Raw genomic sequence first — 24,488 nt, forward strand, 5'->3', positions numbered from 1 at the left:
TGATAAAGAAACACAGGCCCGACCCCCAAATGCCTGACACGCACAGCCCCGCCTCCCGCAGCAATCAGCCGGCCGACGCGCATGCCGCCGTCTATCGCTATGACGAATTCGACAAGACCTTTGTCTTCGAGCGGGTGGAACAGTTCCGCGCCCAGGTCGAACGCCGCCTGACGGGTGAGATCACGGAGGAGGAGTTCAAGCCCATCCGGCTGATGAACGGCCTCTATCTCCAGCTTCACGCCTATATGCTGCGCGTGGCCGTGCCTTACGGCATGCTGTCTTCCACGCAGGTCCGGCGTCTGGCCCGCATCGCGCGGATCTATGACAAGGGCTATGGCCATTTCACCACCCGCCAGAACATCCAGTTCAACTGGCCCAAGCTGGAAGATGTCCCCGCCATCCTGCATGAGCTGGCGGAAGTGGACATGCATGCCATCCAGACCAGCGGCAATTGCATCCGCAATGTCACCACCGACCAGTTCAGCGGTGCCGCGGCGGACGAGTTGGTCGACCCCCGCGTCTATGCGGAGATCCTGCGCCAATGGTCGACGCTGCACCCGGAATTCACCTATCTGCCGCGCAAGTTCAAGATCGCCATCACCGGCAGCCCGGACGACCGCGCCGCCGTGCAGGTGCATGATATCGGCCTGATCGCGAAGAGGGATGAGGCCACGGGCCGCATCGGCTTCACCGTCTATGTCGGTGGCGGCCAGGGCCGCACGCCCTATCTGGCGGTCAAGGCCCGCGAGTTCGTGGCCGTCGAAGACATCATCGGCTATCTGGAAGCGGTCCTGCGCGTCTATAACCAGCTGGGCCGGCGCGACAATATCTATAAGGCGCGCATCAAGATCACCGTGAACGAGATGGGGGCCGACAAGTTCATCGGCCTGATCGAGGAGGAATATGCCCGCCTGCCGCGGCAGAAATTCCACCTGGACCCCGGTATCGTCGACGCGATCGAAACCCATTTCGCCGCGCCGCCGCATGTCGATCTGCCTTCCGTCTCGACCAGCTTCGAAGCCGCCAAGGCCGCCGACAAGGCCTTTGCCCGCTGGGCCAAGAGCAACCTGCACGCCCACAAGGTGCCGGGCTACGCCATCGCCACCATCTCCTTGAAGCCCATCGGCGGCATTCCGGGCGATATCGAGGCCGACCAGCTGGAAACCGTCGCCGATCTGGCCGACCTTTACAGCTTTGGCGAGGTGCGGGCCAGCCATGAGCAGAATCTGGTGCTGGCCCATGTCCGCCAGGATGACCTGTATCCGCTGTGGCAGGCGCTGGACCAGGCGGGGCTGGGCACCGCCAATGCCGGGCTGATTTCCGACATCATCGCCTGCCCCGGCCTGGATTATTGCGCGCTGGCCAATACGCGCGCCATCCCCGTGGCCCAGCGCATCGCCGAACGTTTCGCCGATCTGGACCGGCAGCATGATCTGGGTGAACTGAAGATCAAGATCAGCGGCTGCATCAATGCCTGCGGCCATCACCATGTCGGCCATATCGGCATCCTGGGCGTGGACAAGAAGGGCGAGGAGTTCTTCCAGATCCTGCTGGGCGGCCATGCCGGCACCCAGGCCGCCCTGGGCGAGATTGTCGGCCCCGGCTTCGATTATGACGGCATCGTCGATGCGGTGGAGGTGGTGGTGAACACCTTCGTCAAGCTGCGCCAGCCCGGCGAGATTTTCATTCAGACGCTGGCCCGTACCGGCCATGCCCCGTTCAAGGAGGCCCTCTATGCCCGTGCTTGATCGTGGTCTGCCCATCGACGACCGCTGGACCGACCTTGCCGACGACCAGCCGCTGCCGGCCGAAGGCGCCGTCATCGTGTCGCTGGAACGCTGGCGCAGCGACCGCGACGCGCTGACGGCCCGGCGCGATGCCGTCGGCGTGCGGCTGAAATCCAACCAGCTGGCCACCGAGATCGCGTCCGACCTGGGATCACTGTCGCTGGTGGCCCTGGAATTCCCTAAATTCCGCGATGGCCGCGCGTTCTCCGCCGCCCGCGAGCTGCGTGAGCGGTTCGATTACAAGGGCGAGATCCGCGCCTTCGGCCACATCATCCCCGACCAGTATCTGTTCCTGACCCGCGTGGGCGTGGACACGGTGGTGGTGCCAGAGGATCGCGTCGGTCCCGCCTGGGCGCACGCGCTGAAGGAAATCTCCGTCGCCTTCCAGCCCGCACTAGGGCGGGAGGAAGGCACCTCGCTGCTGCGCCGCCACCTAAAAGGCACGGTCCCGGCATGAACAAGGAACTGCTGGCCCGCGCCCGCATGCTGACGGCGCAATATGCCACCCTGGAAGGGGCGGACCTGCTGCGCCCCGTCATCGAGACTGAATTCGCTGGCAAGCTGGCGCTCGTCTCCTCCTTCGGAACGGAAAGTGCGGTGCTGCTGCATATGGTGGCGCAGATCGACACCTCCCTGCCCATCCTGTTCGTGAACACCCGCAAGCTGTTCGGCGAGACGCTGCGCTACAAGCGCACCCTGGTTGAAAAGCTGGGCCTGACCGATGTGCGCGAGCTGTCGCCGACGCGTGAGGCCGAGGATGCGCATGACAAGGACGGCCTCCTCTGGCGCGCCGACAACAGTGCCTGCTGCGATTTCCGCAAGGTCCGCGTGCTGGAGGAAGGGCTGACGCCGTTTTCCGCCTGGATCACGGGCCGCAAGCGCTATCAGGCCACGACACGCATCGAGTTGCCCTTGTTCGAGGCCGCCGACGGCCGGATCAAGGTCAACCCGCTGGCCGGCTGGGGCCGCGAGGAGGTGGAGGCCTATCTGGACCGGCATGACCTGCCGCGTCATCCGCTGGAAGAGGACGGTTACCTCTCCATCGGCTGTATGCCCTGTACCGACCGTGTCGCCCCCGGCGAAGACATTAGAGCAGGCCGCTGGCGCGGCCAGGAAAAGACGGAATGCGGAATCCACCTGCCGCTTCCCTCATCAACAAGTCTGGTGGGAGCCTCCTGATGAGCAGCACCGATCAACATCTCGACCATCTCGACCAGCTGGAAGCCCAGAGCATCTATATCCTGCGCGAGGCGCGTGTGCGCCTGAAGCGTCTGGGCCTGCTCTGGTCGCTCGGCAAGGACAGCAACGTCCTGATCTGGCTATGCCGCAAGGCCTTCATGGGGGAGTTGCCCTTCCCCGTGGCGCATCTGGATACCGGTCTGGAATTCCCCGAGAGCTACGAGTTCCGCAACCGTTACGCCCAGGAATGGGGCCTGAACCTGATCAAGGATGAATGCCCGCCGATCGAAATGACGGACCCGACCCTGCCGCCCGGCACGCGCATCGCGGCCCGCAAGTCGCTGGGTCTGGCCGCAGCACTGGAGAAGTATCAGTTCGACGGGCTGATCACCGGCATCCGCCGCGATGAACAGGCCACCCGTGCCAAGGAACGCATTTTCAGCCCGCGCGGGCTGGATGGCGCTTGGCAGGCGGCCCACCAGCCGCCGGAATTCTGGGACCAGTACACGATCGAACGCCATCCCGGCACCCATACCCGCGTGCACCCGCTGCTGGCCTGGACCGAGGTGGATGTGTGGCGCTACATCAAGCGGGAGGAAATCCCTCTGGTGCCGCTCTATTTCGCCAAGGATGGCAAGCGCTTCCGCTCCCTGGGCGAGATCGGCATCACCTTCCCCGTCGATAGCCACGCCAGCACCATCGACGAGATCATCGACGAGCTTGAAACCACCCGCACGCCCGAACGCGCCGGCCGGTCCATGGACCATGAGGCCGAGGATGCGTTCGAACGGCTCCGCGCCACGGGTTACCTCTAAGAAGAACGGGTACTAGAATCATGGCGAATGCCGCCCTGCGGGCCGAGATTGTTACGGCCGTTCCCACCGCCCAGCCGGTGAAGAAGGCCCCCCTGGCCCCCTACCCCATCGTCATTGTCGGCCATGTCGACCATGGCAAGTCGACCCTGATCGGCCGCCTGCTGCACGATACGGACAGCCTGCCGGAAGGCCGTCTGGCCGAACTGAAGAAAGTGTCCGAACAGCGCGGCCTGCATATGGAATGGTCGTTCCTGCTGGACGCGCTGCAGATCGAACGCGACCAGGGCATCACGCTGGACACCACCCGCATCTGGTTCCGGACGGCCAAGCGGCCCTATGTGATCATCGACGCGCCGGGCCACCGCGAATTCCTGCGCAACATGGTGACGGGTGCGGCCGGGGCCGATGCGGCCGTGCTGGTCACGGATGCCGAGCGCGGCATTTCCGAGCAGACCCGCCGCCATGCCTATCTCCTGTCGCTGCTGGGCGTGCGCAAGGTGATCGTGGCCGTCAACAAGATGGACCTGGTCGATCATGCCGAGGACGCCTGGAAGGGTGTCGCCAGTGACGTCAGCGACTATCTGCAAAAGCTGGGGATCGAGCCGCTTTACGTCATCCCGCTGTCGGCCCGCCATGGCGACAATATCGCCGCCCGGTCGGAAAAGATGGCCTGGTACCGCGGCCCGACCCTGCTGGAAGCGCTGGACCTGCTGACCCCGGCCGCTGCCCGCACCGAATCCGTGCTGCGCCTGCCCATCCAGGATGTCTACCGCAAGGGCGACACGCGTCTGGCCGTGGGGCGCATCGAGACGGGCCGCCTTAAGGTCGGCGACAGGATGGAAATCGCGCCGACGGGGCAGCCCGCCACGGTCGCCAGCATCGATGCCGGCAAGGGCCCGGTGAATGAGGCCCGCGCCGGCCAGTCGGTCGCCGTATCCTTCATCGAGGATGCGGCGCTGAACCGCGGTCAGATCATCGCGCCGGCCGGCCATATGCCGCATATCAGCATGGCCGTGCGGGTGCGCGCCTTCTGGCTGGACCCGGAAAGCCTGACGGCCGGCAGCCGCATCACCCTGCGCCTGACCACGTCGGAACATCCCGTCGTGGTGGAGAAGTTCGAACGCATCGTCGATGTGGAGAACCTGTCCGACGGCGAGGGCACGGAACTGGGCCAGGGCGGCATCGCGGAGATCGTGCTGCGTGCGGCCTCGCCCATCGCCTTCGATCTGTCGACCGACCTGCCCATCACGGGCCGCGCCGGCCTTGCCAAGGGCGGACGCATCGTCGGCGGCTGCATCGTGCTGGGCGCTGCCAATGCCAAGGTCGCGGGGCCGGTGACCGCCGTTGACAGCTCCGTCGACCGTGACGCGTTCGAAGCGCGCAACGGCCATCGCGGCGGCGTGGTCTGGTTGACGGGCCTGTCGGGGGCGGGCAAGTCCACCCTGTCCATGGGCACGCAGCGTCGTCTGTTCGATGATGGCTGGCGCGTGGCCGTGCTGGATGGTGACAATCTGCGCAAGGGCCTGAACAAGGATCTGGGCTTTGCCCAGGCAGACCGGCTGGAAAATGTGCGCCGCGTGGCCGAAGTGGCGAAGCTGATGGCGGAAACCGGCACGGTCGTGCTGGTCAGCCTGATCTCCCCCACCGCGGAGATGCGCGATCTGGCGCGTGCCATCGTGGGCGAGGGCTTCAACGAGGTGTGGGTGAAGGCCGATGTCGCCACCTGCGCCGCGCGTGACCCCAAGGGCCTGTACGCCGCCGCCCGCGACGGCAAGATCCAGCAGTTCACGGGCGTGTCCGCCCCGTTCGAGGCACCGGCCCAGCCCGATCTGGTGCTGGACACGGCCGAGATGGACATCCCCACCGGCACCGAGTTGCTGATCGCCCATATCCGCCGCAAACTGGCGCTGAGCCAGGCCGACGGGCATGCGGTAGGCATCTGATCGGCCACGTTGCAGGAAGGGGCGCGGGGCTTACCACCCGCGCCCCTTTTTTGTCACGCTCTTTTATATGCTAAATATGATTTTGATAGCGCTATCATGTCACCTGCGGCATGATGGCCGCGGCCGAATTGCGAACCAGAATAATCCGGAGGAAACGCGAGCGGCTGCGTTGACGGGGATATCCGTCAGCGCCGGAAGGGCCTCGACCGTCCGGAGACGGCAAGATGATGCATTTGAAGCGGCTGCTGACCGGTATCGCGGCGGGCCTGTTGGCGACCCCTTGTCTGGCGGCCGACGCCCCCCTGCTGAACCCGATGTTTCAGGATCATGGCGTGCTGCAACGGGAGCGCCCCCTGCCTGTCTGGGGACAGGCTGATCCGGGGCAGAAGGTCACCATCACCCTGGGTGATAGCAGCACGCAGACCGTGGCCGGCCAAGACGGCCACTGGCAGGCGACCCTGCCGCCACAGCATCCCGGCACCACACCCCTGCGCCTCACCGCCGTGGCGGGGGAGCGGGCGCAGATTGTCGATGATCTGCTGGTCGGCGATGTCTATCTCTGTTCCGGGCAGTCCAACATGGAACTGCAGGTGAAGCGGGCCTTGTCCAGCGAGGGCGAGATCATCAATGCCAAGCATCCGCTGATCCGTTATCTGAATATCGACCGTGCCAGCGCCGTTACCCCGCAGCCGGCCTTCGCCCGCCCCGTCTCCTGGCAGGCCGTGACCCCGGAGATGGCGGGGGAGATGTCCGCCGTCTGCTATTTCTTCGGCCGCGAAATGCGGCAGGTCGTGGATGTGCCCGTCGGCCTGATCCATTCGTCCTGGGGTGGGTCTGGGGTCGAAGCCTGGATGGACGCGCCGGACCTGCGCACGGCCCCCAGCCGCAGCACGGAATTCGCGGTCCTGGAACGCTATGCCGCCGATCGGGCCGCCGGGTTGGTGGGCTTCGGCACGCAATGGCAGAATTGGTGGCTGACCCGCGCCAAGGACCAGCCCTGGCGGGACAAGCCGCGCCAGGGCGATGGCTGGCGCACGGCTCCGGCCAGTTTCAAGCCCTGGGAAAGCTGGGGAATCCCGGATCTGGCCGATTTCAACGGACTGGTCTGGATGCGCACCGCCGTCACCCTGACGGAAGAACAGGCGAAACAGCCGGCCACGCTGCTGCTGGGCCCGGTCGATGATATCGACGTCACCTGGATGAATGGCAAGGTGGTGGGCAGCCTGTTCGCCCCGGCCGATCCCCGCCGCTATCCTTTGCCGCCGGGCACGCTGAAGGCCGGGGAGAATCGGGTCGTCCTCTCCATCCTGGACGGTTACGGCGATGGCGGGCTGTACGGGTCGGCCGAGGCACAGGCGCTGCTGCTGGCCGATGGCACCCGCATTGCGCTGAAGGCACCCTGGGAATTCAAGGTGGTGCCGGGACCGGCGGGAACGCCGCCGCATGCGCCCTGGGGTACGGTCGACGGGTTGGGCACACTGCGCAACGCCATGATCGTGCCCATCGGCCCTTACGCGCTGCGCGCCGTGCTCTGGTACCAGGGCGAAGCCAATGTGGGTGCGCCGGATCAGTACCCGTCCCTGCTGGCCGGCATGATGGCGGGCTGGCGCCGGCAGTTCGGGGCCGACCTGCCCTTCCTGATCGTGCAGCTTACCGAATTCGGGAAGCCCACCGGCACGCCGGGCCCCAGCGGCTGGGCGGGGCTGCGCGAGGCGCAGCGGCAGGCGGTGGCCGCCGACGCCCATGCCGGGCTGGCGGTGGCCATGGGGCTGGGCGACTGGACCGACATCCATCCCGCCAACAAGCAGGTGGTGGCCAAGCGTCTGGCCCACACGGCGCGGCATGTTCTGCTGGGTCAGGATGTGGCACCGTCCGGCCCTGTGCCCGCAACGGTGGAAAGGCAGGGCGACCGCGTGGTCATCCGTTTCACCGGCATGGATGGCGGTCTGGTCGCCTATGGCAGTCACCGGCCCATCGGGTTCGAACTGTGCGGCCCGGACCAGGCAAGCTGCCGCTTTGTCGATGCCAGCCTGTCCGGTGACAGCGTCACCCTGTCCGTGGGCGACGGCCCGGCAACCCGTGTACGCTATGGCTGGGCCGACAGCCCGATCTGTAATCTTTATGACGGGTCGGGCCTGCCGGCGGGGCCGTTCGAAATGGGGGTGAAGTGACGTCCCGCATCCCTCGCAGCATTTTGCACCGGCCTGCACCCCGTCATTGACAAACTGGAATGGTACGGCAATGATAGCGCTACCATCACCCCAACAGAGGGTGAGCATATGAATTCCCAGGGAGGATCCTTTGCCATCACCCGGCCGCCCCACGGCGCCGACATGGTGCTGGACACTCCCGAACCCGTGATCGGCTGACCGACCTACGGGCAAACGCGCCGCCAAAGCTTGTTACCGCTATCAGGTCCACCTGATCGGGTTGGGAGAGTTTGCACATGTCATCCGTCGCCCCCGTCGCCCTGACCGATTTCCTGCCTGCCGACTGGCGGTCGGCCCATCTGCTGGGCCGCGTGGATTTCGGCGACGGTCCTACGCCCGTGCTGATCCGCGGCGGCCATCTGTTCGACCTGTCCGATCTGGCCCCGACGGTTTCCGACCTGCTGAACGGTCTGGAGGATGACACGCTGCCCCAAGGCGGGCGCGATCTGGGCGATGCGGGCGATATAAGCGTCACCCGCCGCTGGCAGACGCCGCTGCCCGGCGCGCCCGTGCTGCTGTCGCCCATCGACCTGCATTGCATCAAGGCGGCCGGCGTCACCTTCGCCGTTTCCGCCCTGGAAAGGGTGATCGAGGAACGGGCGCGCGGCGATTATGCCAAGGCCAATGAGATCCGCGCCGACCTGTCGGCCCGCATCGGCACCGACCTGCGGGCGGTCAAGCCCGGCTCCACCGAAGCGGCGGCGTTGAAACAGGCGCTGATTGCCGATGGGCTGTGGTCGCAATATCTGGAAGTGGCCATCGGCCCCGATGCCGAAGTGTTCACCAAGGGACCGACCCTGTCATCCGTCGGCTGGGGCGCCTATATCGGTGTGCGCGCCGACAGCGACTGGAACAATCCGGAGCCGGAGCTGGCGCTCACCGTCGATGGCAAGGGCCGTGTCCATGGCGCCACCCTGGGCAATGACGTGAACCTGCGTGATTTCGAGGGACGGTCGGCCCTGCTTCTGTCCAAGGCCAAGGACAATAACGCGTCTTGCGCGCTGGGCCCCTTCATCCGCCTGTTCGACGCGGGCTTCAGCATCGATGATGTCCGCAACGCGGAAGTGACAGTGAATGTGACGGGCGAAGACGGCTTCGTCCTGAACGGCCGATCCAACATGGCGCTGATCAGCCGCGACCCGCTGGATCTGGTGGGCCAGACCATCGGCCGCAATCATCAATATCCCGACGGGTTCGTGCTGTTCATGGGTACGCTGTTCGCGCCTATCGATGATCGCGACGCGCCCGGCAAGGGCTTCACCCACAAGCGGGGCGACATTGTCACCATCGCGTCGCCCCGCCTGGGCACCCTGACCAACAAGGTGGTCGGCAGCCATGAGGCGCCACCCTGGACTTTCGGTATCAGCGACCTGATGCGCAATCTGGCCCGGCGCGGCCTGCTGCGCGCCTGATCGCGCTTTCCACCCCACGACGACACGGCCCAGATCGGACGGCAGACAAGATGACCCATGCGATTTACCCCAGCCTGCGCGCAAAGCGGGTGCTGATCACCGGTGGCGGCTCCGGCATCGGCGCGGGGCTGGTGGAAGGTTTCGTGCGCCAGGGGGCGCGCGTGCATTTCGTCGATGTGGCGGAAGCCGACAGCCAGGAACTGGTCGCCAGCCTGGCGGGCGCAGAAGTACCGCCCACCTTCACCCGCTGCGACCTGACCGATCTGGACGCGGTCAAGGCGACGATTGAGGGCATCATCGCGGCCGAGGGTGGTATCGATATCCTGGTCAATAATGCCGCCAATGACGACCGCCACAAGGTGGAAGAGGTGACGCCCGCCTATTGGGACAACCGCATGGCCGTCAACCTGCGCCACCTGTTCTTCGCGGCCCAGGCCGTGGTGCCGGCGATGAAGGAAAATGGCGGTGGCGCCATCATCAATCTGGGCTCCATCTCCTGGCATCTGGCCCTGCCGGACATCGCGCTGTACCAGACGGCCAAGGCCGCGATCGAGGGCATGACCCGCGCGCTGGCCCGCGACCTGGGCGAGGATAATATCCGCGTCACCTGTGTCGTGCCCGGCGGCGTGAAGACGCCCCGCCAGATGCGCCTGTGGCACAATCCGGAGGAAGAGGCGCGGATGCTGGGCCTGCAATGCCTGAAGCAGCGCGTCGAGCCGCGCGACATCGCCGCCATGGTGTTATTCCTGTCGTCCGACGATGCGCGATTGTGCACGGGGCACAATTACTTCGTCGATGCGGGGTGGCGATGAACGATCTTTCTTCCATCAAGCCGGAACTGGCCTGGGACCTTGGCGCAACGCTGGGCGAGGGCGCCTGCTGGGATGCCGAGGCGTCCGTCGTCTGGCTCACGGACATCAAGAAACGCCGCATCCACCGGCTGGACCCGGCCACAGGCGCCAAGGACAGTTGGGACGCCCCTGACCAGCCGGGCTTTGCCCTGCCGCGCGCGGGCGGCGGGTTGATCGTGGGCATGCCGCACGGGCTGCACCATTTCGATCCGGCCGATGGCAGCTTTACCAGGCTGACCGGCGTGGAGACGGAGCGGGCGGGCAATCGCCTGAATGATGGGTTCACCGATGCCACGGGCCGTGTCTGGTTCGGCAGCATGGATGATGCCGAAGAAGCCGCCAGCGGCGCCTTCTACCGCTGGACCGGTGGCGAACCGGTGCGTGTGTTGGACGGTATCCCCATCACCAATGGTCCGGCCACCAGCCCGGATGGCAAGGTGCTGTACCATACCGACACGCTGGGCCAGACCATCTATGCCGCCGACATCCAGGATGATGGCAGCCTGTCGGGCCGCCGCGTCTTTGCCCGGATCGGAGAGGGCGAAGGCTATCCCGACGGCATGGCCGTGGATGCGGAAGGCTGTGTGTGGACGGGCCTGTTCTGCGGCTGGTCCATCCGCCGCTATGCACCCGATGGCACGCTTCTGGGGTCCGTCTCCTTTCCGGTTGGCAACATCACCAAGCTGGCCTTCGGCGGGCCGGACCTGCGCACCGTCTATGTGACGACGGCGGCCAAGGGCCTGTCGGCGGCCGAACTGGCGGAACAGCCGCTGGCCGGTGGTCTTTTCACTTTCCAAAGTCCGGTGGCCGGCCTGCCCCCGGCAAAGGTGCGTGCATGAGCAACGATCCCCGTCCCGCCCGCCGCTTCCGTTCGCGTGAATGGTTCGATGCGCCGGGCCGCGCCGATATGACCGCGCTCTATCTGGAGCGCTTCATGAATTACGGTCTGACGCCGCAGGAATTGCGGTCGGGCAAGCCCATCATCGGCATCGCCCAGACGGGCAGCGACCTGTCGCCCTGCAACCGTATCCATGTCGATCTGGCGCGGCGCGTGCGGGACGGGATCCGGGATGCCGGCGGCATTCCGTTTGAGTTTCCGGTCCATCCGATTTTCGAGAATTGCCGCCGGCCCACGGCGGCTTTGGATCGCAATCTGGCCTATCTGGGGCTGGTGGAAATCCTGCACGGCTATCCGATCGACGCCGTGGTCCTGACCACGGGCTGCGACAAGACCACGCCGTCGGGCATCATGGCGGCCAGCACGGTCGACATCCCCGCCATCGTGCTGTCGGGCGGGCCCATGCTGGATGGCTGGTTCGAAGGGGAACTGGTCGGGTCGGGCACGGTGATCTGGAAGGGTCGTCGCCGCCTGGGCGCGGGGGAGATCACCGAAGAACAGTTCCTGGATCTGGCCGCCGCGTCGGCCCCGTCCGCCGGCCATTGCAACACAATGGGCACGGCCAGCACCATGAATGCCGTGGCCGAGGTGCTGGGTCTGTCCCTGCCCGGCTGTGCCGCCATCCCCGCGCCTTACCGTGAACGCGGGCAGATGGCGTATGAGACAGGCCGCCGCATCGTCGACATGGCGTATGAGGATCTGCGCCCGTCGCAGATTCTGACGCGCCAGGCCTTCATCAACGCCATTGTCGCCACCTCGGCCATCGGCGGGTCGACCAATGCCCAGCCGCATATCGTGGCCATGGCCCGGCATGCGGGTGTGGAGATCAGCCATGATGACTGGCGCGCCTATGGCTATGACGTGCCGCTGATCGTCAATATGCAGCCGGCCGGCAAATATCTGGGCGAACGGTTCCACCGGGCCGGCGGCGTGCCCGCCGTGCTGTGCGAACTGGCCGCGGCCGGCAAGATCGACACGTCCTGCCTGACCGTCACGGGCAAAAGCGTGGCCGAGAATATCCAGGGCCGGCAGACGCATGACCGCGAGGTGATCTTCACCGTCGACCAGCCATTGAAGGAACGGGCGGGCTTCCTGGTGCTGAAGGGCAACCTGTTCGACTTCGCCATCATGAAGACCAGCGTCATCTCCGACGATTTCCGCCGCCGCTACCTGTCGCGACCGGGGAACGAAGGGGTCTATGAAGGCCGCGCCATCGTCTTTGACGGGCCGGATGACTATCACGAGCGGATCAACGATCCGGCGCTGAACATTGATGAGAACTGCATCCTGGTCGTGCGCGGTGCCGGCCCGCTGGGCTTCCCCGGTTCGGCCGAGGTGGTGAACATGCAGCCGCCGGATGCCCTGCTGAAGAAGGGCATCACCAGCCTGCCCACCATCGGCGACGGGCGGCAGTCGGGCACGTCCGACAGCCCGTCCATCCTGAATGCCAGTCCGGAATCGGCGGCGGGCGGTGGGCTGGCCTTGCTGCGCACCGGCGACACGCTGCGCCTGGACCTCAACAAGGGCACCTGCGACATGGTGGTGGCCGAGGACGAACTGGCCCGCCGCCGCAGCGAGCCGGCCCCGCCCATCCCGGCGTCGAAGACGCCGTGGCAGGAACTGTACCGCGCCCATGTCGGGCAATTGGACAGCGGCGGCTGTCTGGAAATGGCGTTGAAATACCGGGGCGTGGCGGAAGAGACGCCCCGGCATAATCATTGAGGTCGATTGAGAAAGGATGTCGCCCCTCCTGCCTGCCTCCCCCGCGAAAGCGGGGGTCCAGGGGCCACAGGCAAGACGGCTTCAGGGATATCAAAATACGCTTGTGGGGCTGTTGTACCCCCTGGACCCCCGCTTTCGCGGGGGAGGCAGCAACCAGACAAGCCAAGCGCATTAATCAAGCGGCGCAGGAAACAGACAGGAGATAATGATGAGCGGTTCCAGGGAGGAACAGGTCAATATGGGCTTCATCGCCGCGATCGTGGCGGTGGCGACCATTGGCGGGTTCATGTTCGGCTATGACAGCGGCGTCATCAACGGCACCGTCGACGGCCTGAAAAAGGCCTTCAATTCCGACAGCATCGATACCGGCTTCAATGTCGCATCCATCCTGCTGGGTTGTGCTGCCGGTGCCTTCAGCGCCGCGCGACTGGCCGACATGATCGGCCGGCGTAAAGTGATGATGATCGCAGCCCTGCTGTTCATCATCAGCGCCATCGGCGCCGGTGCCGCCCACAGCTCCAGCGTGTTCGTCATCGCCCGCCTGATCGGCGGTCTGGCCGTGGGTGCCGCGTCGGTGCTGTCGCCGGCCTATATCTCCGAAGTCACACCCGCTTCCATCCGCGGCCGGCTGTCGTCAGTGCAGCAGATCATGATCATCTCCGGCCTGACGGGCGCCTTCCTGGGCAATTACCTGATCGCCCATTATGCCGGCGGGTCCACCGAGCCCTTCTGGATGGGATATGAAGCCTGGCGCTGGATGTTCTGGGCGCAGGTCATCCCGGCGACCGCCTTCCTGCTGGCCCTGCTGATCATCCCGGAAAGCCCGCGTTTTCTGGTGGTCAAGGGCCGCGAGGATGAGGCCCGCGCCGTGCTGACCCGTCTGTTCGGCCCCGCTGCCGGTGCCGCCAAGGTGGTGGAGATCCGCGACAGCCTGGCCCAGGACCACCACAAGCCCAAACTGTCCGACCTGATCGACAAGGCGTCGGGCAAGATCCGCCCCATCGTCTGGACGGGCATCGGTCTGGCCGTGTTCCAGCAGCTGGTCGGCATCAATGTCGTGTTCTATTACGGCGCCGTGCTGTGGCAGGCCGTGGGCTTCAGCGAGGCCGATGCGCTGCGCATCAATATCCTGTCCGGTGCCTTGTCCATCCTGGGCTGCCTTGCCTCCATGGCCCTGGTCGACAAGCTGGGGCGCAAGCCGCTGCTGATCATCGGGTCGGCCGGCATGGCCGTGACGCTGGGCCTGATGGTGGTCTGCTTTGCATCCGGCTCCATCGTCGATGGGAAGCTGCATTTGTCGGATACAGCCGGTCTGGTGGCCCTGGTCAGCGCCAATGCCTATGCGGTTTTGTTCAACTTCTCCTGGGGCCCCGTCATGTGGGTCATGCTGGGCGAAATGTTCCCCAACCAGATCCGCGGCTCCGGTCTGGCCGTTTCGGGCTTTGCCCAATGGACGGCCAATTTCGGCATCACCATGACCTTCCCCATTATGCTGGGGTCGGTCGGGCTGACGGGGGCCTATGGTTTCTATGCCGTCTGCGCCGCCATCTCCTTCTTCTTCGTCCGCGCCCTGGTGCATGAGACGAAGGGCCGGGAGCTGGAGAATATGGAAGGCTGAGTGCGGCGGGAAACGGTTGCACAAGCCGCCTGGAAAGGCGGATAAAGAGGCGGTTTTTCTAAGTCGAGACGGGACCGGGGGCGGGCAGGGAATGGCGGAACGGCAAAGACGGCGCGGCACCCAGGCCGTGACCATTCGCGAGGTGGCGGCCCGCGCCGGTGTTTCCTCCATGACCGTGTCCCGCGTCATCAACAAGGATGACAAGGTCAACGAGAATACCCGTGCCCTGGTCGAAGCCGCCATCCGCGAGTTGAACTACACCCCCAACCCCGCCGCCCGCCGGCTGGCGGGGTCGGAGGTACTGCGCATCGGTCTGCTTTATTCCAACCCGTCCAGCGCCTACCTGTCGGAATTCCTAGTGGGCGCGCTGGATGAAAGCAGCCGTGAGGGCCACCAGCTGGTGGTGGAAAAATGCGCCGGCACGGCCAAGGCGGCAGCATCGGTGACCAAGCTGCTGGCCAGCGGCATCAACGCCTTTATCCTGCCGCCACCGCTCTGCGAGTCGAAGCCCATCCTGTCCATGCTGGAACAGGCCAATGTCATCGCCGTGGCCGTGGCCACGGGCCGGCCCAACCCGACCATGCCCACCATCCGCATCGACAATTACGCCGCAGCCCGGCAGATGACGGAATATCTGGTGGCGCTGGGCCATCGCCGCCTGGGCTTCATCAAGGGTAACAAGAACCAGTCGGCATCCGACATGCGCCTGCACGGGTTCCTGGACGGGTGCGAGGCGGCGGGCATTGCCGCCGGCGACATCCTGACCGAACAGGGCCAGTTCGATTATGCCTCGGGACTGGAGGCGGCGGAGAAGCTGCTGACCGTGAAAAATCGGCCGACGGCCATCTTTGCCGCCAATGACGATATGGCCGCCGCCACCATTTCCGTGGCCCACCGGCTGCATCTGGACGTGCCCAACGACCTGTCGGTGGCGGGCTTCGACGATACGCTGATCGCGACGACGGTCTGGCCGCCGCTGACCACCATCCGCCAGCCCATCGCCGCCATGGGCAAGGCCGCCGTCGCCTCGCTGGCCAGCGCCATGCGCAGCCGCTGGCAGCCGGGTCGCAGCGGTGATGGACCGGAACAGAAGCTGCTGGCCTACAAGCTGGTGAAGCGCGAATCGACCGTGCCGGTGGGTTGATCCCGGGGGCGGTCAACGCCTCTCCGCCGCGCCCCTTTCCATCATGAATTTGTGCAGGGTCTCGGCTGGCATGGGCCGGCCGAAATGCCAACCCTGGCCGATATCACAGCCGGCATCGGCCAGGATGGCGGCTGTTTCCGCATTTTCCACGCCTTCGGCCACCACTTCCATGCCAAGCTTATGGGCCAGATCGATGACGGCGGCGACGATGTCACGGCTGCGCCGGCTTTCCACCAGATCGCGGATGAAGCTCTGGTCGATCTTGATCAGGTCGGCCGGCAGGTGCTTCAGATAAGAGAGCGAGGCAAATCCGGCGCCGAAATCATCGATGGCCACCTTGATGCCGATCGACCGCAGATGCGCCAGCACACCGGCCGCGCGGTCCAGATTCTCGATGACGGCGGTTTCCGTCACCTCGATCTCCAGCCGGGCCGTCTGCACCTGGGCGGCCCGCACCACTTCAATCAGCCGGTCGACCCAGTCCGGATCGGCCAGTTCCTTGACCGACGCGTTGATGGAAATGACGGCGTCGCGCGGCAGGCCCAGGGCACCGGCGGACAGCAGCTCCATGGTGCGGGCCGTCACCAGCCGGTCGATCTCCCCCACCAGCCCGATCCGTTCCGCGATGGGAATGAACTGGGCCGGGCTGGGACCGGTAAGGCCCCCTTCCCCCCGCCAGCGCACCAGCGTTTCCACCCCGCGCACACGCCCATCGGAAAGCCGGATCTGCGGTTGAAAGACGGGCGTCAGCAGGCCGTGCGCCATGGCCTGCGGCAGTTCCGCGGCGATGGCGGTACGGTCGCGGATGCTGCTGGCGACATGATCGTCATAGGTGAAGACGGAACTGGCCCGATGGTCGGCCGTTTCCGCGGCCCAGGCGCTGCCGGCATTCTGGGCCAGCAGCAGGTCGGCAGCCCCGGAGAAGCGCTGCGCCCGCGGGGTGATCACGAATTGCAGATCGGGCAGCACCATCACACCGCCCAGATCGACGCCCTTGCGAAAGGTCACGGCCAGCAGCACGCCGGCATCGGAGGCCGGCACGCCACCCGGTGACGGCAGGGCGTAGGCCAGTTCCGTGCGGGAAAGGCGGGCCATGATCTCGCATCGCGGCAGCGTCGCCTGGATGCGGCGATGGATGGCACCCATCACGTCGGTTTCCACGGACGGGCCGAAGGTCACCACCAGATCATCCAGGTTGCGCACCGTGGCCTGCAGGATCCAGAACCCGGACTCTCCGTCGCAATCGGCCAGCAGACCGGCTGTTTCAACCTCCCAGGAGCGGCGGTTGAAGATACCCAGGTCCGGATCATGGTGGGCCAGCCGGTGCAGCTCGAATTCCGCCATGCGCTCATGCGTGACGTCGCGCACCATGCCGGTGAAATGCAGCCCTGAGGGCAATTCCATGCGGCCGATGGACAGCCAGGCCAGGAAGGTGGTGCCGTCGCGGCGGCGTGCCACCACCTCCCGACCACGGCCGATCACGCGCGACGGGCCCCCGGCCAGATAGGTCTTGACGTATTCATCATGGCGGGCGGCGTCGGCATCGGTCATCAGGACACGGATATGCTGGCCGATCATCTGGTCGACCGTATAGCCGAACAGGCGGGCGATGGCGTGATTGGCCTGCTGGATGATGCCGTCCTGATTGATGGTGACGATACCATCCACGGCCGTATCCAGCACGGCCTGCAATTCACGCTCGCGCCCGCGCAGGGCGAAGACGGCCGTGCGCAGCACCGCGGTGAATTCCCGGATCTCGCGGATGCCCCCGGCGCGCGGCAGGTGCAGGGCGTGGTCATCGATCCCGATGCGCGACAGCCGTGCGCCCAATTGGGCCACCGGGTCCAGGATCAGCCGCACCGACAGGAAGATCAGCAGGCCGACCACCATGACCAGCACGCCACCCAGCCGCAGGCTCTGGTTCCAGAGATCCGCCCGCGCCTGCGTCATCAGCCAATCGATGCGGCGGGCCAGAATGACATGCCCGGCAATGTTGGCCTGCCCCGCATAGAGCTTGCCCCCCGGCGTGACCGGCCAGCAGCCGGCCACCAGCCGTTCCCCCAATGCCAGCGCCAGGCCGCGGCCGCAGGATCGCGTGGAAACCGCGACGCGGATGGGCTCCGGCACGGCCGGATGTTCAGACAGCGCCCCGCCTTCACGCAGGATGTCGTTGGTATAGGTGACGATGCTGCCGGCATCCACCAGCAGGACCGTATCGGCGGCCACGCGCAGGGCGGCCCGGTCAAGTACCTCCACTTGCGACAGGCTGGAGCGCTGGTCGTGATCGGACAGTTCCTGGGCGATGGCCGCCCCGGTCTGTTCAAATATCTGCCGCTCGCGCTCGACAACGCTCTGCACCATGGCCGGATAGGCCAGATACCAGGCCACCAGAGCCATGGCCATGATGCCAAGGAAGGGTGGCAACAGCATGAGCCGCAGAAGCGTCGGTTGCATCGCCGCCTCCTCAGCCGTCCGGCAGCAGTGATGGATTCAGGACGGGGCCGTCCGGCACCTCACCGATGGCCCCTTCCGCCCGCAACCAGTTGGCCATGTTGGCAATCGCCGATGCGCCGCCGCCCGACAGGATGGCGCGCCCGCGCGCCACGCCGGGGAAATCCAGCCGCTCCAAAACATGCTTCACACTGTCCACCGGCAATCCCTGGCGCCAGGCAACCCGCTCCAGGCCGGCGCCGTTGGGGTCGCGCAGCAATTCCACACCCGCATACCAGGCTTTGGCCAGCGCCCGCAGGGCCTTCCCGTGACCATCAATCCGGTCGCGCCGGATGGCCAGCACATCAATGATCTCCTGCGGCATCGACCCGCTGTCGAAGACGCGGACGGCGCCGGCCCCCGTCAGGCGGGAAACCAGCGGCTCGTAGGTGACCAGGAAATCCAGGTCGAAACGGTCAAAGGCGCCGACATGGTCGGTGGCCGCCACCGGCACGATGGTGACATCCTGCTTGGTCAGTCCGCGCAGGGCCAGAAAGCGGTGCAGAACATAGGAACCGACACCGTCAATTTCCACCCCGATGCGCCGCCCCTTGATCGGCGTCTTTGCGGTCGCAGCACCGCGCGCCAGCACGGCGTCGGCCCCGTTGGAAACGTCCAGAACCATGACGATGGCCATGGGTTGCCCCGCAGCCTCCAGACGCAGAACCTCGTCCAGGGTCAGGGCCGCGCCGTCCAGCGTGCCGGCCACCAGGGCCGTCATCAGCGATGGCGACGATCGCGCCTCGACCAGCGTGACGTCATCCGACAGCAGGCCATTGGCCCGGGCCAGATGAAACGGTTCGTACCCGATCCACAGGTTGGTACCGATATGCAGGGGACGTTCCGGCGCCTTCACGACGCCGATGGCACCGGCCAGGAAGATCAGGCATCCCGACAGAAACAACAGAGCCGCAACGCCGTAGCCGGTTCGGGTCTGTCGTTCCATGTCCTGCCTATCTCGCCGCGTCCGTCAGTGCCACGATGAATGTGTCGAAGCCGGTGCGAAGCTCTTCTGCCTTGCGCGACAGGTCGTCCGAAGCATCGCCGAGCTCCCCGGCCACCTGCCCAACGGCTTCCGCCGCACCGGCAACACCAGAAACATTATCACCAACTTCAGCGGTAGCCATAGCCGCCAGTTGCACGTTGCGTGCGATTTCCCGCGTGGCGGCCCCCTGCTCCTCCACCGCAGCGGCGATGGTGCTGGAGATCTGGTCCATTTCCCGGATGGTCCGGTCGATGGTGGCGATGGCGTGGACAGCCTTATCCATGCGCGCCTGCATCTCCGTCACCTGCAGGGCGATATCCTCTGTGGCCCGGGCCGTCTGGTTGGCCAGCTGCTTGACTTCGCTGGCGACGACGGCAAAGCCCTTGCCGGCCTCCCCGGCCCGCGCTGCCTCGATCGTGGCATTCAGGGCCAGAAGGTTGGTCTGGCTGGCGATGTCGCTGATCAGGTCGACGACCTGGTTGATGCGGCCGGCAGCCTCCGCCAAGGCACCGATGGTGCTGTCGGCATTACCGGCCTCGACCACGGCGTCGCGGGCAACGCTGGTCGACCGGGTCACCTGGGCCGCGATCTCGTTGATGGAAGCGGACAGCTGTTCCGATGCGGACGCAACCGTGCTGACATTCTCCGTCGCCCGCGCCGCCGCCTGATGCGCGCCCTGGGCGCGGTCGGAGGTGTCATGGGCGGCGCTGCGGATGCGCTGGGCGCTGCTGTCCAGCTGGGTGGCGGCCGAGGCCACACCATGCACCATGCCGCGCACATGCGCATCCAGATTGCCCGAAATCTCGTCCAGATGGCGGGCGTGACGCGCCGCGTTCTCCTCCAGATAGACGGAAATGACCAGTTCCATGTCCAGCATGACGGCCAGATTGACGGCGCGCAGCGCATCGGACAGGCGCGCTTCCGCGTCGGCGGGACGAAGGCGGCTGCTGGACCCCTTGATCAGCAGGTCATAGATGCGGGTCATGGTCACGGCATAGCCGCCCAGATACCAGCGGGGCTCCAGCCCCAAGGCACTGTGGACACGGCCGATGGCGCGCACGCTTTCGAAATAGCTGTCGTCGAAATTGCCGCTGAACAGGTTCAGCCAGTGCTGCAGCTGGCGTTCACGCGCATGGCGCATGCTCGCTTCGTTGCGGAACATGCGCATCATGTCCGGCCAGCGTTTCAGGTCCCCATAGAAGGCGTCGATAACCGACGGCAATGCCTCTGCAATCTGCGGCCGTATCGCTGCCAGGGTCGCCTGTGTACGCCGGTCGATACCTAGAAATGCCAATCGGCCTTCGCGATCAATCTGAACTTGACCTGACATGTGAATTCCCAACCCCCCGCAACCTCAACAAAAGACATAAGCCTCTTATCCCCCAAACTATCGAATAAGTTCTTAACGACCGCAACGAATAGCCATGCTCATGGTTGGTTTTCTCAAATTTTCTAGTGATATAAGCAATGTTACCGATGTCGGCTGGTCAATTTCCGACTCGATGTTCCACTGTCCGTCTGGTGGAAGGAAAAAACATTGAATGATCAACGTTCACCCTGCCACCCACATCTGCATTGCACCTGCGAACTTGACGAATTGATGAAACCGGCGCCCTAATGACTGACCAGATAGTCATTATCTAGAGAATCGGTATCATGCGCAACACAGCACCCCAGGCCGGTACCGATCCGCCCGCACCCCGGACGCGCCGGAAGGAGGCGCGGCCGGCGGAACTGCTGGCTGCTGCCCTGGATTGCTTCGTCGAAAGAGGCTTCGCCGCCACGCGGATGGAGGATATCGCCCGGCGGGCCGGTGTGGCCAAGGGCACCTTCTATCTCTACTTCCCCTCCAAGCAGGCCGTGTTCGAAGCGCTGGTACGCGAAAGCCTGCTGCCGCGCGTGGCGGCACTGGAGGCGGCAAGCCGGGCGGCGGGAGGCACCGCGTCGGGCCGGCTGCGCCATCTGCTGGCCAGTCTGGCGCCCATCGTCACCAATCCGCGCATCGTGGCCCTGCCCAAGCTGGTGATCGCCGAGGCTGGAAACTTTCCCGAGATGGCGCGGTTCTATCGGCAGGAAGTGATCGGCAGGGGGCTGGCCCTGCTGACCGGCCTGTTGCGCGACGGGGTGGCGAGCGGGGAATTCCGGCCGATGGAAGACCCGGAAATGACGGCACGGCTGTTCATGGCCCCAGTCCTGCTTTCCGCGCTCTGGCAGGCCAGTTTCGCCCCTGTCGAGGATACGCCCCTGCCCGTTGGCCGGCTGCTGTCCACCCATGCCGACCTGTTCCTGCGTTCGATTGCCGCCAATCCTGGCGCTGGAGAGACAAGATGATCCGCCGCGTCCTGCCCCTGCTGCTGCTTCTGCCGCTTGCCGCCTGCGGTCGGGGGGCGGAGGAAACGACCTTCCAGGGCTATGTGGAAGGCGACTATCTGCGCATCGCCGCCCCCGAAGGCGGCTGGGTGGCGGGTGTCTCCGTCGGTGAAGGCACCCTGGTGCAGGCGGGTGCGCCCTTGTTCACCCTGGACGACACGGCGGCCCGCGCCGCGCTGGCGGAGGCGAAGGCCGGTCTGGCCCAGGCGGAGGCGGCCCTGGCCGACCGCCGCCTGGGTGCGCGGGCGGAGGAGATTGAGAGCTGGACAGCGCAGTTGCGTCAGGCCGACGCCGCCCTGCGCCAGGCGCGCCAGGACCTGGAACGGCAGAAATCCCTTGCGGCCGACAATGTCGCCGCAAAGGCCCGGCTGGAACAGGCGCAATCCACGGCCGCCCAGGCCGCTGCCCGCGTGGAACAGGCCAAGGCGCAGCTGGCCACGGCCCGCCTGCCCGCCCGCCCCGACCAGATCGCCGCAGCCGAGGCGCAGGCTGAGGCCGCCCGCGCCGCCGTGGCCCAGGCCGAATGGCGCCTGTCACAGCGCCACATCAACAGCCCCGCCGACGCCCTGGTCGATGATATCGTACGCAAGCAAGGCGAATGGGCGCCGGCCGGCGGCGTGGTGGTCAGCCTGCTGCCGCCCAACGCGGTGAAGCTGGTGCTGTTCGTGCCGGAAACAAGCCGTGCCGGTCTGGCGCCGGGCGGCACTCTGTCGGTCAGCTGCGACAGCTGCAAGCCCGGCCTGACCGCCCGCATCAGCCGCATCGCGTCAGAGGCCGAATATACCCCGCCCGTCATCTACAGCCGGGAGACGCGCGCCAAGCTGGTCTACCGGGTGGAGGCCCAGTTGACGCCCGACCCTGCCGCCCTGCATCCGGGCCAGCCGGTGACGGCCAGCCCCGCGGGGACAAAGCCATGAATGCCGCCGATCCTGCCATCGCCATCGATGTGCGCGGCCTGACCAAGCGCTTCGGCGGCAAGCCGGTCGTCGACAATGTTACCCTGCGCGTGGGCCGGGGCCGCATCCATGGCTTCCTGGGCCCCAACGGCTCGGGCAAGACCACGACCATCCGCATGCTGTGCGGGTTGCTGGTGCCCGATGCCGGCGAAGGCACCTGCCTGGGCTTCGACATCCGGCGCGACGCCTGGGCCATCAAGCAGCGCGTCGGCTACATGACGCAGAAATTCAGCCTCTATGAGGACCTGACCATCAAGGAGAACCTGGATTTCGTGGCAAGGCTCTATGCCCTGTCCGACCGCCGGGCGCGGGTGGCGCGCGCGCTGGAACGGCTGGGTCTGGTCAATCGCCAGGATCAGCTGGCCGGCACCCTGTCGGGCGGGTGGAAACAGCGGCTGGCGCTGGCCGCCTGCATCCTGCATGAACCGGCCCTGCTGCTGCTGGACGAGCCGACGGCCGGCGTCGATCCCAAGGCGCGGCGGGAATTCTGGGACGAAATCCACGCCCTGGCGGCGGAGGGCATGACCGTGCTGGTCAGCACCCACTATATGGATGAGGCGGAGCGCTGCCACCGCATCGCCTATCTGGCCTATGGCAGGCTGCTGGCCGATGGCACGGTGGCAGAGGTGGTGGCGACCAGCGGCTTGTCCACCTGGCATGTCAGCGGCCCGCCTGACCGCATCGCCGCCTTGGCCCGCACCCTGTCGGGCCGGCCGGGCGTGACCATGATCGCGCCGTTTGGCGCCACCCTGCATGTCAGCGGACCAGACGGGGCGGCCCTGGATGCCGCCGTCGGCCCCTGGATGGGACAGGACGGGCTGGACTGGCGGCGCGGCGATCCGACCCTGGAGGATGCCTTCATCCACCTGATGCAGGCCGCACCCGACAATTTCAGCCACGGGGAGGGGCGGAAATGAGCGATCTGGCCCCCCGCTTCTCCTTCGCCCGGCTGGCGGCCCTGGTCATCAAGGAATTCATCCAGATGAAGCGGGACCGGTTGACCTTCGCCATGATGGTCGGCATTCCCGTCATTCAGCTGATGCTGTTCGGCTTTGCCATCAATGCCGATCCCAAGCATCTGCCCACGGCCGTGCTGAGCCATGACAGCAGCGAGTTCAGCCGCGCCATCGTCTCCGCCCTGCAGACCAGCAATTATTTCGAGGTGACGCTGATCGCCGATGGGCCGGGGCAGATGGATCTGCTGCTGGACCAGGGCAAAGTGCAGTTCGCCGTGGAAATCCCCACCGGCTTCGGCCACGATTTGATGCGCGGCGAGCGCCCGCCCTTGCTGGTCATGGCCGATGCCACCGACCCCGCCGCCACCGGCAATGCCGTGGGCGCCTTGCAGCGCATCGTCGACATGGTGCTGACCCAGACCATGACGGGGGCGCTGTCGCCGCTGGCCCCTTCCCCTGGCCCCGTGGAGGTGCGGGTGCATCGCCGCTACAATCCGGAGGGGCTGACGCAGCATAATATCGTGCCAGGTCTGGTGGGGACCATCCTGACCATGACCATGATCATCATGACGGCCCTGGCCGTGACGCGGGAGCGCGAGCGCGGCACCATGGAAAACCTGCTGGCCATGCCCGTGCGCCCGACAGAGGTGATGCTGGGCAAGCTGGCGCCCTTCATCCTGGTCGGCGGGGTACAGGTGGGCGTGATCATGACGGCGGCCCGCCTGCTGTTCGGCGTGCCCATGCTGGGCAATCCGCTGGCGCTGGCGTCAGGCATGATCATCTTCATCATCGCCAATCTGGCCGTGGGTTTCCTCTTTTCCACGCTCGCCCGCAATCAGTTGCAGGCCATGCAGATGAGTTTCTTTTTCTTCCTGCCGTCGATCCTGATGTCGGGTTTCATGTTCCCCTTCCGGGGCATGCCCGACTGGGCCCAGACCATCGGGGAGGTGCTGCCGCTGACCCATTTCCTGCGCATCGTGCGCGGCGTGATGCTGAAGGGCAGCGGCTTTGCCGAAATCTGGCCAGACCTCTGGCCCCTGGCCGTCTTCCTGCTGGCCGTGTCGGTGCTGGCCGTGAAACGCTACCGCCAGACGCTGGATTAGAGTCTGTTGGTTTCAGGCTAAATCGCCCTTTTCCGTCATCCCGGCGAAA

Annotated in this window: 19 protein-coding genes; 16 read left to right on the forward strand and 3 right to left on the reverse strand. The window is 65.9% G+C overall.

From position 1 onward, the window contains the following. Window positions 1-29: 29 nt before the first annotated feature. The 12 genes from ACODTW_RS07255 to ACODTW_RS07310 all read left to right on the forward strand — a co-directional run bounded on the left by ACODTW_RS07255 (window position 30) and on the right by ACODTW_RS07310 (window position 15,579). Complete coding sequence (locus tag ACODTW_RS07255) at window positions 30-1,748, forward strand: nitrite/sulfite reductase (RefSeq protein WP_488945292.1); 1,719 nt, start codon at window positions 30-32, stop codon at window positions 1,746-1,748. Further along, the gene (locus tag ACODTW_RS07260; RefSeq protein ID WP_488945293.1) at window positions 1,735-2,244 is read left to right on the forward strand and encodes a DUF934 domain-containing protein; all 510 of its coding nucleotides are present in this window, start codon (window positions 1,735-1,737) and stop codon (window positions 2,242-2,244) included. The genes ACODTW_RS07255 and ACODTW_RS07260 overlap by 14 nt, the downstream gene beginning before the upstream one ends. Further along, entirely contained in the window at window positions 2,241-2,966 is a 726-nt protein-coding gene (locus ACODTW_RS07265) for a phosphoadenylyl-sulfate reductase (RefSeq protein WP_488945294.1), read from the forward strand. Before ACODTW_RS07260 ends, ACODTW_RS07265 begins: the two co-directional genes overlap by 4 nt. After that, complete coding sequence (gene cysD / locus ACODTW_RS07270; protein ID WP_488945295.1) at window positions 2,966-3,781, forward strand: sulfate adenylyltransferase subunit CysD; 816 nt, start codon at window positions 2,966-2,968, stop codon at window positions 3,779-3,781. Before ACODTW_RS07265 ends, cysD begins: the two co-directional genes overlap by 1 nt. Window positions 3,782-3,801: 20 nt before the next feature. Further along, entirely contained in the window at window positions 3,802-5,724 is a 1,923-nt protein-coding gene (cysC, locus tag ACODTW_RS07275) for an adenylyl-sulfate kinase (protein WP_488945296.1), read from the forward strand. A gap of 224 nt (window positions 5,725-5,948) precedes the next feature. Further along, entirely contained in the window at window positions 5,949-7,895 is a 1,947-nt protein-coding gene (locus ACODTW_RS07280) for a sialate O-acetylesterase (RefSeq protein WP_488945297.1), read from the forward strand. A gap of 275 nt (window positions 7,896-8,170) precedes the next feature. After that, a complete protein-coding gene (locus tag ACODTW_RS07285; protein ID WP_488945298.1) occupies window positions 8,171-9,346 on the forward strand; it encodes a fumarylacetoacetate hydrolase family protein in 1,176 nt (391 codons plus the stop codon). Window positions 9,347-9,396: 50 nt separating this feature from the next. Continuing rightward, window positions 9,397-10,158: a D-xylose 1-dehydrogenase gene (gene xylB / locus ACODTW_RS07290; protein ID WP_488945299.1), complete on the forward strand. Its 762-nt coding sequence runs from the start codon at window positions 9,397-9,399 to the stop codon at window positions 10,156-10,158. After that, complete coding sequence (locus tag ACODTW_RS07295; RefSeq protein ID WP_488945300.1) at window positions 10,155-11,036, forward strand: SMP-30/gluconolactonase/LRE family protein; 882 nt, start codon at window positions 10,155-10,157, stop codon at window positions 11,034-11,036. Before xylB ends, ACODTW_RS07295 begins: the two co-directional genes overlap by 4 nt. Beyond that, entirely contained in the window at window positions 11,033-12,817 is a 1,785-nt protein-coding gene (locus ACODTW_RS07300) for an IlvD/Edd family dehydratase (RefSeq protein WP_488945301.1), read from the forward strand. The genes ACODTW_RS07295 and ACODTW_RS07300 overlap by 4 nt, the downstream gene beginning before the upstream one ends. 208 nt (window positions 12,818-13,025) lie before the next feature. Continuing rightward, window positions 13,026-14,435, forward strand: a complete 1,410-nt coding sequence (locus tag ACODTW_RS07305; RefSeq protein WP_488945302.1) for a sugar porter family MFS transporter — start codon at window positions 13,026-13,028, stop codon at window positions 14,433-14,435. 91 nt (window positions 14,436-14,526) lie between these two features. Beyond that, the gene (locus ACODTW_RS07310; protein WP_488945303.1) at window positions 14,527-15,579 is read left to right on the forward strand and encodes a LacI family DNA-binding transcriptional regulator; all 1,053 of its coding nucleotides are present in this window, start codon (window positions 14,527-14,529) and stop codon (window positions 15,577-15,579) included. Window positions 15,580-15,591: 12 nt separating this feature from the next. Here the strand turns inward: ACODTW_RS07310 and ACODTW_RS07315 are convergent, their stop codons facing one another. The 3 genes from ACODTW_RS07315 to ACODTW_RS07325 are packed head-to-tail and all read right to left on the reverse strand — an operon-like array spanning window position 15,592 to window position 20,384. Beyond that, window positions 15,592-18,033, reverse strand: a complete 2,442-nt coding sequence (locus ACODTW_RS07315; RefSeq protein WP_488945304.1) for a putative bifunctional diguanylate cyclase/phosphodiesterase — start codon at window positions 18,031-18,033, stop codon at window positions 15,592-15,594. A gap of 10 nt (window positions 18,034-18,043) precedes the next feature. Continuing rightward, window positions 18,044-19,015 (reverse strand): ABC transporter substrate-binding protein, encoded by a 972-nt coding sequence (locus ACODTW_RS07320; RefSeq protein WP_488945305.1) that lies wholly within the window; start codon window positions 19,013-19,015, stop codon window positions 18,044-18,046. A 7-nt stretch (window positions 19,016-19,022) separates the two neighbouring features. Then, window positions 19,023-20,384 (reverse strand): protoglobin domain-containing protein, encoded by a 1,362-nt coding sequence (locus tag ACODTW_RS07325; protein WP_488945306.1) that lies wholly within the window; start codon window positions 20,382-20,384, stop codon window positions 19,023-19,025. A gap of 326 nt (window positions 20,385-20,710) precedes the next feature. On the opposite strand from ACODTW_RS07325, the gene ACODTW_RS07330 reads away from it, so the two are divergent. The 4 genes from ACODTW_RS07330 to ACODTW_RS07345 are packed head-to-tail and all read left to right on the forward strand — an operon-like array spanning window position 20,711 to window position 24,439. Next, entirely contained in the window at window positions 20,711-21,385 is a 675-nt protein-coding gene (locus ACODTW_RS07330; RefSeq protein ID WP_488945307.1) for a TetR/AcrR family transcriptional regulator, read from the forward strand. Further along, window positions 21,382-22,341, forward strand: coding sequence for an HlyD family secretion protein (locus ACODTW_RS07335; protein ID WP_488945308.1), 960 nt, complete (start codon window positions 21,382-21,384; stop codon window positions 22,339-22,341). Before ACODTW_RS07330 ends, ACODTW_RS07335 begins: the two co-directional genes overlap by 4 nt. Further along, a complete protein-coding gene (locus tag ACODTW_RS07340) occupies window positions 22,338-23,297 on the forward strand; it encodes an ABC transporter ATP-binding protein (RefSeq protein WP_488945309.1) in 960 nt (319 codons plus the stop codon). Before ACODTW_RS07335 ends, ACODTW_RS07340 begins: the two co-directional genes overlap by 4 nt. After that, entirely contained in the window at window positions 23,294-24,439 is a 1,146-nt protein-coding gene (locus ACODTW_RS07345) for an ABC transporter permease (protein WP_488945310.1), read from the forward strand. The genes ACODTW_RS07340 and ACODTW_RS07345 overlap by 4 nt, the downstream gene beginning before the upstream one ends. Window positions 24,440-24,488: the final 49 nt, after the last annotated feature.

The organism is Niveispirillum sp. FG148 (assembly GCF_057809655.1).

Bases quoted from the DNA above. Each gene is read 5' to 3' on its own strand.
- ACODTW_RS07260 (WP_488945293.1), top strand. From the start codon at position 1,735: ATGCCCGTGCTTGATCGTGGTCTGCCCATCGACGACCGCTGGACCGAC.
- ACODTW_RS07315 (WP_488945304.1), bottom strand. From the start codon at position 18,033: ATGCAACCGACGCTTCTGCGGCTCATGCTGTTGCCACCCTTCCTTGGC.
- ACODTW_RS07325 (WP_488945306.1), bottom strand. From the start codon at position 20,384: ATGTCAGGTCAAGTTCAGATTGATCGCGAAGGCCGATTGGCATTTCTA.
- ACODTW_RS07280 (WP_488945297.1), top strand. From the start codon at position 5,949: ATGATGCATTTGAAGCGGCTGCTGACCGGTATCGCGGCGGGCCTGTTG.
- ACODTW_RS07330 (WP_488945307.1), top strand. From the start codon at position 20,711: ATGCGCAACACAGCACCCCAGGCCGGTACCGATCCGCCCGCACCCCGG.
- xylB (WP_488945299.1), top strand. From the start codon at position 9,397: ATGACCCATGCGATTTACCCCAGCCTGCGCGCAAAGCGGGTGCTGATC.
- ACODTW_RS07255 (WP_488945292.1), top strand. From the start codon at position 30: ATGCCTGACACGCACAGCCCCGCCTCCCGCAGCAATCAGCCGGCCGAC.
- ACODTW_RS07345 (WP_488945310.1), top strand. From the start codon at position 23,294: ATGAGCGATCTGGCCCCCCGCTTCTCCTTCGCCCGGCTGGCGGCCCTG.
- ACODTW_RS07265 (WP_488945294.1), top strand. From the start codon at position 2,241: ATGAACAAGGAACTGCTGGCCCGCGCCCGCATGCTGACGGCGCAATAT.
- ACODTW_RS07300 (WP_488945301.1), top strand. From the start codon at position 11,033: ATGAGCAACGATCCCCGTCCCGCCCGCCGCTTCCGTTCGCGTGAATGG.
- ACODTW_RS07335 (WP_488945308.1), top strand. From the start codon at position 21,382: ATGATCCGCCGCGTCCTGCCCCTGCTGCTGCTTCTGCCGCTTGCCGCC.
- ACODTW_RS07295 (WP_488945300.1), top strand. From the start codon at position 10,155: ATGAACGATCTTTCTTCCATCAAGCCGGAACTGGCCTGGGACCTTGGC.
- cysD (WP_488945295.1), top strand. From the start codon at position 2,966: ATGAGCAGCACCGATCAACATCTCGACCATCTCGACCAGCTGGAAGCC.
- ACODTW_RS07305 (WP_488945302.1), top strand. From the start codon at position 13,026: ATGAGCGGTTCCAGGGAGGAACAGGTCAATATGGGCTTCATCGCCGCG.
- ACODTW_RS07310 (WP_488945303.1), top strand. From the start codon at position 14,527: ATGGCGGAACGGCAAAGACGGCGCGGCACCCAGGCCGTGACCATTCGC.
- ACODTW_RS07320 (WP_488945305.1), bottom strand. From the start codon at position 19,015: ATGGAACGACAGACCCGAACCGGCTACGGCGTTGCGGCTCTGTTGTTT.
- ACODTW_RS07340 (WP_488945309.1), top strand. From the start codon at position 22,338: ATGAATGCCGCCGATCCTGCCATCGCCATCGATGTGCGCGGCCTGACC.
- cysC (WP_488945296.1), top strand. From the start codon at position 3,802: ATGGCGAATGCCGCCCTGCGGGCCGAGATTGTTACGGCCGTTCCCACC.
- ACODTW_RS07285 (WP_488945298.1), top strand. From the start codon at position 8,171: ATGTCATCCGTCGCCCCCGTCGCCCTGACCGATTTCCTGCCTGCCGAC.